Here is a 13,107-nt window from a genome sequence, read left to right on the forward strand (position 1 = left end):
TCATCCCTCCACGACGCATTGAGCTGTGGCATAAGCCTGCGAATGGCTCAGCGAAACCCAGACATGTGAGACGGACTTGCGGCGCGCCAGCGTGGCAAAATACCCTTTGAGCGTCACCTGCGGCGCCCCGAGGTCATCGGGCAGGATCTCGATGTCATGCAGTGTCCCGCCGCGCAGCCCCGTTCCCAATGCCTTGAGCACAGCCTCCTTGCCCGCAAAGCGCGCCGCGTAGCTCGCCGTCTTCTGCCTGCCGCGGCCCTCACAGTAAGTGCGCTCTGCCTCTGTATAGACACGCGCGCGAAAAGCCTCTTTGCTCACGGCCTTCTCCACGCGCGCAATCTCGACGATGTCCGTACCAATTCCCCGAATCAATGCAGTTCCCCCTCGTTTCCTTCATATCCTTCGTAATATCTTTTTAATATACAATTCCCTGTCAGCCCGCCAATTTCCTTCCGGCCCCTGAAAATTATCATAAACACTCCCGAACAGATAAAAAAAGGTTATTTTTCCAGAGCAATCCGCATTTTTCACAGAAACCGAAAATATTTTTGATAATTTTTGGTTATACTACCATATATTCATCAAAAATATGTTATAATGGCACTAAATAAAGCGAATTTATAAAGAAAGAAGCGATTCCCATGGAACTCAGACAACTTGAATATTTCCAGATGGCCAGCCGTCTGCGAAATATCACCCGCGCTGCGGAACGCCTGCGTGTTTCCCAGCCGAACATCACGGTTGCCATCAAGAAACTCGAGGCGGAGCTCGGCATACAGCTCTTTGACCGCAGTCAGAAGCAGCTGGCCCTGACACCAGAGGGCGCTGTCTTCCTGAACCGGGTCGAGCTGGCCCTGCGCAACATCCAGGATGCCGTGCTTGAAGTCAACGACTACAAGCAGCTCCAGAAAGGCACCATCAAAATCGGTGTGCCGCCGATGATGGGCGCCTACCTCTTCCCGCGCATCTTTTCGAGCTTCCAGCGCCGCTACTCCCACCTCGACATTTTCATGCACGAAGAAGCTTCGATGTCCATCCGCGAACAGCTCGAGCGCGATGAACTCGATTTCGGCATCATCATCCTCTCGGGCGCCTCAAACCGCCTGCAGCAGCTGCCCATGTCCAAGAACCAGATTGTCTGCTGCGTGCCCGCAGACAGCCCGCTCGCGAAAAAGAAGAGCATTTCCATGGACGATGTCGTCGATACGAAGATCGTCCTCTTAAAAGAAGGCTCTTTCCTGCGCCAGACCATTCTCGGACGCATGAAGGAAGCGGGTGTCACGCCAAACATCGTGCTGGAGTCCAACCAGATCAATACGCTCAAGGGCCTGGTCGCTAACGGTGTCGGCATCACGTTCCTTTTGGATATGGTCGCAGACGAAGTACCGGGCCTCAAGACGCTGCCGCTCTCAGACCCCGTCTTCGTCGACGTCGGACTCGCCTGGAAAAAAGACCGCTACATTTCAAAGGCTGCCCAGTCCTTCATTGACTTCTGCAAAGACCTTTTAAAGGGCAACTCCCTGGAAGAAGACAGCAAGCAGCCTGCACCTTCGGCTGACAAAGAAGACCGCAAAGCAAAAGCACCTAAAACTGCCAAAACTTCGCCAACGGACTCCAAAGCGTCCGCTGCCTCTGACAAAAAGTAAATTCAAGTTCCATATTGATATATATTCATAACGGATAAAAAATCCCTTTCGGAAACATGCACTGCATAGTTCCGGAAGGGATTTTTCTTCTATATTGCCATATGGTTTGAGAGCATCAATGCTTGTAAAGCGGTACCGTAAGGCTGCCCGTCGGCATCAGGATGTATCTGGGGTCTTTGCCGACATACTGCTCCGCGAGTTTCAGTGCTTCTTCCACCGTATCGACAGCGCCGTCAAACAGCATATCCTTGGCAAGGGCTCGGTCGAGGCCCGTGACGAGGATGAAATGAGCCTTCTTCGTCAGGCGCGTGATCGCATACGCCTTGTTGGCGCCGATGAGGAAGCGCTCGCGCAGTTTGGCCTCGATAGCATCGGCCGTCTTCAGCGTGCGGCAGGTCTCCTCAAGCACCTTGCTGCCGCTGCCCTCTTCGCACTCTGCCAAGAGGATGACGACGCCGCCCTGCTTCGTCGCAAGCACAGCATTATCCATGGTTTTCTGCATCTGATAGACGTTGATATCCTTTGGATAACCGCCGCAGCTCGCAATCGTGATATCGGCCTGTGCGGGGATCTTAACACCGTAGACTTCATCAACGAACCTGCAGGCTTCCTGATGGGCCTTGATATAATCGCCGGCAAACATCCGGAGGAAGCGGTGCTCGGCGTCGAGAATCGCGTTGAAGAGGATGACGCTTCTGCCCTTAGCCCAGAGTGCCACGCCTTCCATCTGGTCTTCGTAGACAGGGTTGCCGACGGTGCGGCCGAGACCGGCATTCGGGTCCATCATGAAGCTGTGGTTATGGCGCACAGTCTCCATCGCGGCACAGCCCGGCAGCACGGCCTTGCGACCGCCGCCGTAACCGCTGAAATAATGATGCACAATTGTGCCCGTCAGGATGACGTGGTCGCTGTGGCAGATGTGCTTGTTGATGAGCACCGGCGTAAAGCGGCTCGTCGTGCCAAAGTACTCAAAGTCACTTGGCACATTGCAGTCGCTGTTGTACATCTTAAGGCGCTTGGCAACGTCTTCACCAACACCCTCCGCCATTTCCTCTTTGGTCATCAGACGGTGCGTACCGAGCGAGAACACAATCTGCATATTCTCATCAGGCACACCGAGCTTATTCATCTCGTCAACGAGCACCGGCATGAAATCAAAGCTGTTGGCAACACGCGTGGGGTCATTGCAGATAAACGTCACGGTATCGCCTGGCTTGATGACCTCATTGATCGGCTTCTGGCCAATCGGATGATAAATCGCGTCAAGTACGGCCTGACGGACATCCGTCAGCGGCTTGACGGCCGGCATATCGACTTCCTTGATGACCTTCGTCTCATCGAGAGAAAAACTTTTCGTGCCATGGCCGTAATGGAATGTATACTCCTTCATAAAATCAAAATCCTTTCTATATTTTTCCTATGAAAAAAAGGAGACACAAAGTGTCTCCCCTTTTCATGCTGACAGACCCCTCATAATTAGTAAAGGATATGTGCAATGATATAGCCGACCACGCAGCCCGTGAAGACACCGAGCAGGCCCGGGATCATGAAGCTGTGGTTCAGGACATATTTACCGATATGCGTCGTGCCGGAACGGTCGAAGTTGATGCAGGCGAGGTCCGAAGGATACGTCGGCAGGAAGAAGTAACCGTAGCAGGCCGAGATGAAGGACAGGATGACGACTGGGTCCACGCCGATGGTCAGAGCCAGCGGCACGATGATGGAAACAGCAGCAGCCTGCGAGTTAACGAGTTTCGACGTGAGGAAGAGTGCCAGGGCGTACGTCCACGGATAAGCCTGAACGAGGCCGCCGATGAGTTCCTTGAGCTCCGTCATGTGGTTCGAGAAGCACGTATCAGCCATCCAGGCAACACCGTAAACGCAGACGACTGCGCCGAGGCCGGCATGGAAGACCTGGCTCTTGCCAACGTCTTTGGCGTTGACTTTGCAGAAAATCAGGATGGCAGCGGCGATGACGAGCATGATCATCTGAATGACCGTCGTCATGGAAATCGGCTTCAGAACGCCCTTTGCGTTCGGGAAAGCCGGCAGAACCTGCGGGAAGTTGCCGAGTACGGCAATGATGATGATGCCGAGGAAGAAAATGTACATGGCGCGGTAGAACGAAGACGGCAGCTCTTTGTCCTGCAGCGACTCGGTCTGAGCACCGTAAACATCCTGCTTATGAGCCGGATCCTTGATGTACTCCTGGAAGACAGGGTCGTCAGCAAGGTCCTTGCCGCGGCGGTAGCTCCAGAGAGCAGCGACGATAACGCCGCAGAACGTAGCCGGAATCGAGACAGCCAGCAGGTTGATGACCGTGAACGGCAGGCCGGCAGCACTGATGAAGCCAGCCATACTGACAAGGGCAACGGATACCGGCGAAGCCGAGATACCCATCTGCGAAGCGACGGAGGCCACAGCCATCGGACGCTCCGGGCGAATGTTCTCGTGAATGGCGACATCATAGATGATCGGGAACATCGTGTAAACAACGTGGCCCGTGCCGCAGAGGATGGTCAGCAGCCACGTCGTGATCGGCGCGTAAATCGTGACGCGCTTCGGGTTGCTGCGCAGGAACTTCTCTGCGTATTTGAGCATGACCGTAAGGCCGCCCGACGTCTGCAGATAGCCGGCGCAGGTGACGACCGCGATGATCGTCAGCATGACGGCGATTGGCGGCGTGCCCGGCTTGTAGCCGAGAGCAAAGACATAAATGATAAGGCCGATACCACTGATAACTGGAAGACCCAGACTGCCGTAACGTACACCGACGATCAGGCACGCCAGCAGGATACAGATACCAAGTACCAAGATAAACTCCCCTTCCTATAAAACAGATACCCACACTACTTCACGAATGTCTGTCCTAACGACATCAATCCATGATATTCAATATCATTTCCCCACAAAACAATTTTGAACAATGGATTATTTTCGCTTGTTTGATGTTTTCGCTCTCACCTGTCGATATTCCTGCAAGGATTTTACGATAAATAAAATTTTTGTCAGGAATATTTTGCCTAGAAACATGATTTCATTTTGCACACAGGATACAGCAAAAAACAAACAAAGGACAGTACAACATCCCTTAAGTACGCATTTATTATACAATAAGCGTCAAGTATAAGTAAATACTATTTATTATAAAATATTTTAATAATAAATACATCTTATCATGAATTAATTATAATTAATTCTCACCGTAATGATACCTTTTATGAATAATTTACAAGATTTATGGGAATATCTCATACGATAACTATCGCCGCTTTCACCATTTTTTGCGGATTCCACGGGAAATCCAGTAGCCATATGCATAATGTTGTGATATAATATGCTAAAAAGTTATACTGATAACAATTCTATGAGGAGGAGTTCATTTTATGGCTACCATTAATGATAACTATCTGAAGCTGCCCGGCAGCTATCTCTTCGCTGAAATCGCGCGCCGCGTGGCTGCTTATAAGGAAGCAAATCCGGATGCGGATATCATCCGCCTCGGCATCGGCGATGTCACGCAGCCGCTGCCGCAGGTCTGCATCGAGGCCATGCACAAGGCCGTTGACGACCAGGCCAAGGCTGAGACGTTCCATGGCTACGGTCCGGAGCAGGGCTATTCATTCCTGACGGAAGCCATCATCAAAAACAATTACACGGACCGCGGCATCGAGATTGCCTCGGATGAGATTTTCGTCAGTGACGGCTCCAAGAGCGACTGCGGCAACATTCAGGAAATCTTCGGCCTTGCCAACAAGGTGGCCATCACGGACCCTGTTTACCCGGTTTACCTCGACACGAACGTCATGGCCGGCCGCACGGGCACGCTGCAGGATGACGGCCACTTTGCAGGCGTCACGTATCTGCCGTGCACGGCTGAAAACAACTTTGCGCCGGACCTGCCGAAAGAAAAAGTCGACATGATCTATCTCTGCTGCCCGAACAACCCGACGGGCACGACGCTCTCGCGCGAAGAGCTGACGAAGTGGGTCAATTATGCCAAAGAAAATGAATCCGTCATCCTCTTCGACGCCGCTTATGCCGCTTATATCACGGAAGACGATGTACCGCGTTCCATCTACGAGATTCCGGGTGCCAAGGACGTCGCCATCGAGTTCCGTTCGTTCTCCAAGACGGCCGGCTTCACGGGCACGCGCTGCGGCTACACGATCATCCCGAAGACGGTCAAGGGCCGCGCAGCGGATGGTTCGCTCGTACCGTTCAACAAACTCTGGAACCGCCGTCACACGACGAAGTTCAACGGCACGGCTTACATCGTTCAGCGCGGCGCCGCTGCCATCTACACGGAAGAGGGCAAGAAGCAGGTCAAAGAACTCATTTCCTATTATATGGAAAATGCCCGCATCATCCGCGAGGGTCTCAAGGCTGCAGGCCTTCAGGCTTTCGGCGGCGTCAACGCCCCGTACATCTGGCTCAAGACCCCGAACAACATGAGCTCGTGGGACTTCTTCGACAAACTGCTGCATGAAGTCAACATCGTCGGCACGCCGGGCGCAGGCTTTGGCCCGTGCGGCGAAGGCTACTTCCGCCTTACTTCCTTCGGCAGCCGTGAGAACACGAAGCGCGCCGTAGCCCGCTTCGCTAAGCTCAAATTCTGATTCACAGCTAAATAAGCACAGCAAAAATCGGTATGACCCGCTTGCGGGCATACCGATTTTTTGTGCCAGTATATATCCAGTATATATATTGTAGGTTTCGGTAAAATCATTCGTTGAACAAGGCTTTGGCAAAGTCCTCGGCATTGAACGGGCGCAGGTCCTCGACGCCCTCGCCCACGCCAATCCACTTGACCGGCATGGCAAGCTGGCTCTTGATGCCGATGACGACGCCGCCCTTGGCCGTGCCGTCGAGCTTCGTCAGCACGACACCGGTGATTGGCGCGGCTTTTGTGAAAAGTTCTGCCTGACTGATGGCGTTCTGTCCCGTCGTGGCATCGAGCACGAGCAGCGTCTCATGCGGGGCTCCCGGAATTTCGCGGCCGATGACGCGGTTGATCTTTTCAAGCTCCTGCATGAGGTTTGACTTCGTCTGCAGGCGGCCGGCCGTATCGATGATCAGCATATCGACCTTGCGCGCCACAGCGGCCTTGACGGCGTCAAAAGCCACGGCAGCAGGGTCCGAGCCCTCTTCGTGCTTGATGACCGGCACGCCCGTGCGCTGCCCCCAGACTTCGAGCTGGTCGATGGCCGCAGCGCGGAATGTATCGGCAGCGGCGAGCAGCACGGATTTTCCCTGCCCTTTATAGTAAGCTGCGAGCTTGCCAATGGTCGTCGTCTTGCCGGCACCGTTGACGCCGATGACGAGCAGCACCGTAGGACCGTTCTCTGCAATGCGTGTCTTGTCCTCACCTGCGGTCAGAATCTCGACAATCTGCTTCTGCAAAAATGGCTTGAGGTCTTCCGGGGTGTTGATTTCCTTTTTCTTGATGCCCTTGCGCACAGCCGTCATGAGCTTATCCGTCGTCTTGACACCGACATCGGCCATGATGAGCGTTTCCTCGAGCTCGTCGAGCAGGTCCTCGTCGATATCGGCATAACCGATGATGATTTTTTCAATCTTGTTGGTAAAATTCTCGCGGGTCTTGTTGAGTCCCTTCTTCAGTTTATCAAAAAATCCCATGCTGATTCCTCCTATATTCTGTATTCTATGATTCCTATGTTTTTGCTTTTGCAGGGCCTGTCCTCAATCTGCATTCCCAGCATCGTCCATACCATCTGCATCCGCAGCGCGCACATCATCGAGACGGACGGACAGGATCTTCGAAACGCCCGATTCCTCGACCGTCACGCCGTACAGCGAATTGGCGGCTTCCATCGTGCCCTTGCGGTGCGTGACGACGATGAACTGCGTCTTTGCGGCAAATTCCTGCAAAAATCGGCCAAAGCGCACGACATTCGCCTCATCGAGAGGTGCGTCGATTTCATCGAGCACCGAGAAAGGCGACGGCCGGTAGCGCAAAAAGGCAAAGAGCAGCGCAATGACGGTCAGCGCGCGCTCGCCGCCCGAAAGCGCCGCCAGGCTCTGGCGCTTCTTCTGCGGCAGCGTCACGAGGATATCGATGCCCGTGTTCAAAACATCGTGCTCGTCGAGCAGTTTGAGCTCGGCGCGGCCGCCGCCGAAGAGGCGCACGAAGATTTCTCCGAAATAACGCTGAATGTCGGCGAAGGCTGACTGGAACTGCTCGGTCATCGCCTCGTCCATCTCCGCTAAGATATGCGCGAGATTCTCCTTGGCCTCAACGAGGTCGTCCGACTGCTTCTTCATGAAGGCATGGCGCTGCTGCAGATTTTCGTATTCCTCGACGGCGTTCGGATTGACGGGGCCAAGGTCGTCCATCTTCTTTTTGAGCGACTGCATGCGCGCGCGCAAGGCCTGCGGCTCGAGGTCAAGAGCTTTCTCGAGGGCGCGCTCCGGCGTCAGGCCGAAGTCCTGCAGAATCGCCTTTTGGCTGTCCTCGAGCAGCATCTGGATTTTGGCGGCCGCAAGCTCGAGTTCGTGAATTTCCGCCTGCTTCTGGCTGAGTTTTCGCGCAAGCGCGCGCGCCTTCTCCTCAAGCTCCTGCCCTGCAGCCATCCTGTCCATGCGCCGGGCATAGAGGTGACGCTGCTTCTGCTGCGCTTCCTCAAAGGCATCCTGCCACGACTGTGTCTGCTGTCCGAGTTCCCTTAAGCGCACGGCACTTGCCTGACTGTCTGCCGCGAGTTTTTTCTGTTCCTGCTCGACTTCCTTCAGGGCCTGTTCACTGCGCTGTTTTTCCTGACGGTAGAGCTCCGTCTGTTCCTGACTGCGCTTCCATTCCTGCTCGAGAACCGTGCGCCTGAGCTCATCCTGCTGAATGCACTTGGCGAGGGCCCCTGCATCCTGCTCCACATCCTCGAGGGCAAAGACGCTTTCTTCGACATTTTTGCCGGCTGCCTGCAAAGCCGCTGTGAGCTCTTTGACTCTGCGCAGCTGCAGTACGCGCCGCTTCTGGCTCTCGGCAAACGTGGCCTGACTTTTTTCATCAGCTGCCAGAAGGCCTGCCAACTCTTTTTCCTGACTGGCGAGATTTTCCTGCAGCTTTGCGAGGCTGACGCGCAGTTCCGCGCGTTTGACGCTCTGCTGCTGTACCTCTTTCAGGCACTCGCCCTGCTGATTTTCCGCAAGGGCCGCTTCTTTGGCCGCCTCTTTGACTGCCTTGGCCTGAACCTGCAGTTCCTGCCGCATTTTTTTATATTTGGCCTGCAGGGCTTCGATTTCTGCACTGCGGTTTAAAAAGCTCGTCTCCCGGCGCGGCCGGCCGCCGCCTGAGAGCGAACCGCCCGGCGCGAGAAATTCGCCGTCGAGCGTCACAATGCGCAGACGGTAATGCTGCTCTTTCGCAAGGGCTAAGGCATGGTCGAGGGTGTCGACGACGAGGATGCGCGCCAAGAGGAAGTCCGCTGCTTTCTGGCAGTGCGGCGCTGTTTCGACGAGCTCATTGGCCCAGCCAATGGCCCCTTCGCCCTTTTCCGCTTCTTTCTCCTGTTCTTTCGGATACTGCACGGCAAGTGTCGAGAGCGGCAGGAACGTCACGCGGCCGAGATGCTTCTGTTTCAGGTAAGCAATGGCCGCCTTGGCCGTATCCGTATCGTCCGTGACGATATTCTGCTGATTGCCGCCTAACGCCACCTCGATGGCCGTCATGTACTTCTGTGGGATGGTCAAAAGCTCGGCAATGGCGCCGGCCACGCCTTTATGCCACTTCTCCGTACTCTGCAGAATGGCCTTCGGCGCCTTGCCAAAGCCCTCGTAATCTTCCTGCAGGTGCTGGAGAAAATCGATTTTTTCCTGCAGGCCGGCCGTTTTCTGCCGCAGTGCATCCTGCTTTTCGCGGCACAGCGCGAGGTTTGCCTGTGCTTCCTGCTGGGCATGGCGCGCCTGCTGCTGCCGGCTTACCGCCTTTTGGAGCTCCACTTCGGCCTTATCAACTTCCGCTGCCATTTCTTTTTGAGCAGAGCTCAGTTCTTTCTGCTTCTGCTCAGCCGCGGCGATGGCTTCCCTGCGCGCCTGCTGCCCCTCGCTGCCATTTTCAATATCGCGGTCGAGCACCGCGAGTTCCTGCTTGGCATTGGCGAGTTCTTCCTGACAAGCTTCCTTGGCAGCTGCCGCTGCCTGTGCTTTTTTCTTTTTCTCCAGCACGATGGCCGCCATCTTGGCCGCGCGCTCCTGCTGCGCCGCAATCTTTTCGTCAGCAGCCGTGAACTTCGCCTTTTTATCAGCGGCTTCGCCCGACAGACGGCCAATTTCGCTGACGGATTTTACGAGGGCCTCCTGCAGTTCCTTGTTTCTGGCTGCAAGACGCACGCTGCTCACGCCGTTCTGTTCCTGACGCTCTTCAAGCGCCGCGGCCTCGCGGCTTGCTTTTTCGAGTTTCTGGCGCAGGCTCTCATTGGCCTCTGCACCACTGCGCATGGTCTGCTCGAGGTCCAAGATGTCCTTCTGCACGGCCTCTTTCGCTGCGCCGGCTTTTTTCGCTTCCGTCTCGACTGCCATGGCCTCATCGCGGGCTTTGCTCATTTTTAAAGCATTGGCAGTCTTGCGCTCCGACTCGCGCTTTGCACTGCGCGCGAGCTTTGTCAACTGGCAGCGGCGGTATGCTTCATGGAGTTCATTGTACTGGCGCGTTTTTTCCGCATGGCGCGCAAGGGGTTCAAGCTGATGCTCGATTTCCTGCATGATATCCTGCACGCGCAGGAGATTGGCCTCGGTATCCGTGAGCCTCCGCACCGTTTCGCGCTTGCGGCTGCGGTATTTCGTGATGCCGGCCGTTTCCTCGAAAAAGGCGCGGCGGTCCTCCGGACGGCTGTTTAAAATATCATCCATGCGGTTCTGGCTGATGATGCTCATGCCATCGTGGCCGATGCCCGTATCGGCAAAAAGGTCATAGATATCCTTGAGGCGGCAGCGCGAGCGGTTGATGTAATATTCGCTCTCGCCGCTCCTGTAGAGGCGGCGCGTCACGGCCACCTCGCGGAAATCCACAGGCAGGGTGCCGTCGTTGTCAAAAATCAGCGAGACCTCCGCGACATTCAGCGGCCGGCGCGTGGCCGAACCGGCAAAGATGATGTCTTCGGAGCGCGTGCCGCGCAGATTCCTTATATTCTGTTCGCCGAGCACCCAGCGCACGGCATCCGTGATATTGCTCTTGCCGCTGCCGTTCGGTCCGACCACGGCCGTGATGCCACGGTCAAAATCGATGGTGATTTTATCCGCAAAAGATTTAAAGCCATATGCCTCAAGGCGTTTGAGCTGCAATCGTTACACCTGCCTGTCTTCTCCGGCCCCCTCCGGGGCCTCGGATTCTTCCTGAAACTTTCCTTCCGCAGCATAGTCCTTCATGAAATTCAAAAATTCCTTGTCGAGTACGGAAAACACTTTATGGCCGCTCCAGTAAAGCGACGTGCGCGCCACAATCGGCGGCGTGAGCGGACGCTTGGCAAAGGCATGCTCCTGCCGCAGAACAAAATTCGGCAGGATGGAAATTCCCGTGCCGTTGGCCACAAGCTGCTTGATGGTCTTGAGCTGCGATGTCGTCAGCATGACATCCGGCGTAAAGCCCGCCTCCACGCAGCGCGTAAAAACTTCGCGGTATTGATACGTGCGCGGCAGCTGCAGGACAAACCGCTCATGGGCAAAATCCGCAAATGTAATGCGCTTTTTCTGGCAAAGCGGATGCGTGAAGGGCAGGCAGAGGCTCATCTCGTCCTGCATGATGGCAAATTCATTGGGCACATGCTCCCCGCCGCTGCCAAAAATGACGCCAAAATCGAGGTCTCCGAGCTCCACGCGTTCCCGCACCTCGTCGGAATCGCGGAATTCCTGCACATCGAGGCGCGTATTCGGGAACTGCGCGCGAAAATCCTTGAAGAATTCCGGAAAGAGATAGGCTTCAAACATCGGCGGCACGCCAAAATGAATCGTGCCGCGCCCGCCCACGCAGAAACGCATCATGTCCTGCTTGGCCGCTTCCATATCCTGCATAATGCGGCGGGCATGAATCAAAAAGGCCTTGCCGGCCTCGGTCAGCGTGACGTGTTTCTGACTGCGGTCGATGAGCGTCAGCCCAAGCTCCGCTTCCAAGGATTTGATGGCCTTGGTGACCGAAGGCTGCGAGACATGCAGTACCTTGGCCGTGCGCGTGAAATTCTCGAGTTCGCTGATCGTGCAAAAATATTCCAACTGCCGGAATTCCATCTGTATTCCCCCATACCATAATTCTTATTGCCACGGCCTGCTGCCATCCCCCCATTTCCCTGCGCTCCTGCGCTGGCGGCCGGCCGTTTCTTATTCGTTATTCGCAACGATTCTATTTTAGCATATGTTGCCCATATCTACCATAATATAGGGCGGCTCTGCCGTGAAATAGAGTGAAATATTCGTGCAGATGACACAAATTACCGCAAAAAACGCGAAAAAGCAAAATCCCCTGTGCGGGAATCGTTCATAATTCCCGCACAAGGGATTCTTTTAAGCGTTCTGCACGAGTTCCTGCAGGCGCTGGTTCACAAGGTCAATCCACTCGCCGTGGAAGCCGACTTCCGTCAAGAGCTCTTCGAGCGTCTCAATGCGCGGCTGCTCTAAAAACATCCGCACGCGGCTCTTCTCAATGGCACGGTAGATGTAATAATCCTCGGGGATCATGCCGGCCTGCGGGAAAATGACCGTATACTCATGGTACATCTTGTCGTTCATGGATTCATAGACACCGGTCGAGCGCGCGGCATAGGCCTTCCACTTGTCCGGCAGCCCGTCTAACAGCTTTTCAATCTCAGCCTTGATTGACGCAGCTTTCTGCGCATAATCTGCAAGGACTTTTTCCACAGGCTCCGTGTCCTGCAGCATGACGGCACAGATGAGGTCGCGCACGGCATTGAAATCGCCGAGACCGTACTGCAGGAATTCTTCGGCCGACTCGACACCGGCGAGCCATTTTTTGAGGGCTTCTTCCATCGCGGCCTTGGCCTTGGCCACGACGAGCTCATCTTCGGCGTGAAGCTCCTGCGAGAGATTGCAGACGCGCTGCGCAGGCGTCTCGTCCTGCAGCAGTCCCTTTTCCGCACATCTGCGGCAGTAGCCAATGGCCTCATTCGTAAAGGGCGTGCCCGCTTCAATCTCGCCCATGGTCGGAAAATGCTTGCCGAGCTTATCGTAAATGCGGCGCTGCTGCGCGAGCTTGCCCTTTGAAAAATACGTCAGCGGGCGCTGCTGATAGACGACGTGTGTCACCTTGCCGCAGCCCGGACAGTGATATTCCTTGTCGATGAGCCGCACGGCAATATCGCGCTCCGGATTAGGCTTAAAAAACGCATACGGCACGGTCTCCACGAAGGAATAATTGAAGATATTCAGCAGATTGTCCGTGATGCGGGACGGTTCATTGGCCATAGGTGACACTCCTATCCTGATTATAAAAACACAA

The 13,107-nt window shown here is 55.0% G+C and carries 8 protein-coding genes and 1 pseudogene; 2 read left to right on the forward strand and 7 right to left on the reverse strand.

The features are described from left to right. A complete protein-coding gene (acpS, locus tag ACE419_RS04880; protein ID WP_435721226.1) occupies positions 1–372 on the reverse strand; it encodes a holo-ACP synthase in 372 nt (123 codons plus the stop codon). A gap of 269 nt (positions 373–641) precedes the next feature. Between acpS and ACE419_RS04885 the strand changes: the two are divergent. Further along, positions 642–1,511 (forward strand): annotated as a pseudogene (locus ACE419_RS04885) (LysR family transcriptional regulator); the annotation flags it as partial. A 250-nt stretch (positions 1,512–1,761) separates the two neighbouring features. Here ACE419_RS04885 and ACE419_RS04890 read toward each other — a convergent pair. Both ACE419_RS04890 and ACE419_RS04895 read right to left on the reverse strand, forming a co-directional pair. After that, positions 1,762–3,036 (reverse strand): nickel-dependent lactate racemase family protein, encoded by a 1,275-nt coding sequence (locus ACE419_RS04890; RefSeq protein WP_435721227.1) that lies wholly within the window; start codon positions 3,034–3,036, stop codon positions 1,762–1,764. 86 nt (positions 3,037–3,122) lie between these two features. Continuing rightward, positions 3,123–4,463, reverse strand: a complete 1,341-nt coding sequence (locus tag ACE419_RS04895; protein WP_435721254.1) for an anaerobic C4-dicarboxylate transporter — start codon at positions 4,461–4,463, stop codon at positions 3,123–3,125. A gap of 569 nt (positions 4,464–5,032) precedes the next feature. Here ACE419_RS04895 and ACE419_RS04900 point away from each other — a divergent pair. Then, positions 5,033–6,265 carry an LL-diaminopimelate aminotransferase gene (locus ACE419_RS04900; protein WP_435721228.1) on the forward strand — a complete coding sequence of 411 codons (1,233 nt, stop codon included), beginning with the start codon at positions 5,033–5,035 and terminating at the stop codon, positions 6,263–6,265. Positions 6,266–6,371: 106 nt separating this feature from the next. On the opposite strand, the gene ftsY is transcribed toward ACE419_RS04900, so the two are convergent. The 4 genes from ftsY to ACE419_RS04920 all read right to left on the reverse strand — a co-directional run bounded on the left by ftsY (position 6,372) and on the right by ACE419_RS04920 (position 13,073). Further along, positions 6,372–7,286, reverse strand: a complete 915-nt coding sequence (ftsY, locus tag ACE419_RS04905; protein WP_432647821.1) for a signal recognition particle-docking protein FtsY — start codon at positions 7,284–7,286, stop codon at positions 6,372–6,374. A 63-nt stretch (positions 7,287–7,349) separates the two neighbouring features. Then, positions 7,350–10,943, reverse strand: a complete 3,594-nt coding sequence (gene smc, locus ACE419_RS04910; RefSeq protein ID WP_435721229.1) for a chromosome segregation protein SMC — start codon at positions 10,941–10,943, stop codon at positions 7,350–7,352. 3 nt (positions 10,944–10,946) lie between these two features. Next, positions 10,947–11,882, reverse strand: coding sequence for a LysR family transcriptional regulator (locus ACE419_RS04915; RefSeq protein ID WP_432647823.1), 936 nt, complete (start codon positions 11,880–11,882; stop codon positions 10,947–10,949). Positions 11,883–12,155: 273 nt separating this feature from the next. Next, positions 12,156–13,073: a hypothetical protein gene (locus ACE419_RS04920; RefSeq protein ID WP_435721230.1), complete on the reverse strand. Its 918-nt coding sequence runs from the start codon at positions 13,071–13,073 to the stop codon at positions 12,156–12,158. Positions 13,074–13,107: the final 34 nt, after the last annotated feature.

Origin of the sequence: Mitsuokella apri, assembly GCF_047974105.1 — a bacterium.
In the GTDB taxonomy this organism is placed as follows: domain Bacteria; phylum Bacillota; class Negativicutes; order Selenomonadales; family Selenomonadaceae; genus Mitsuokella.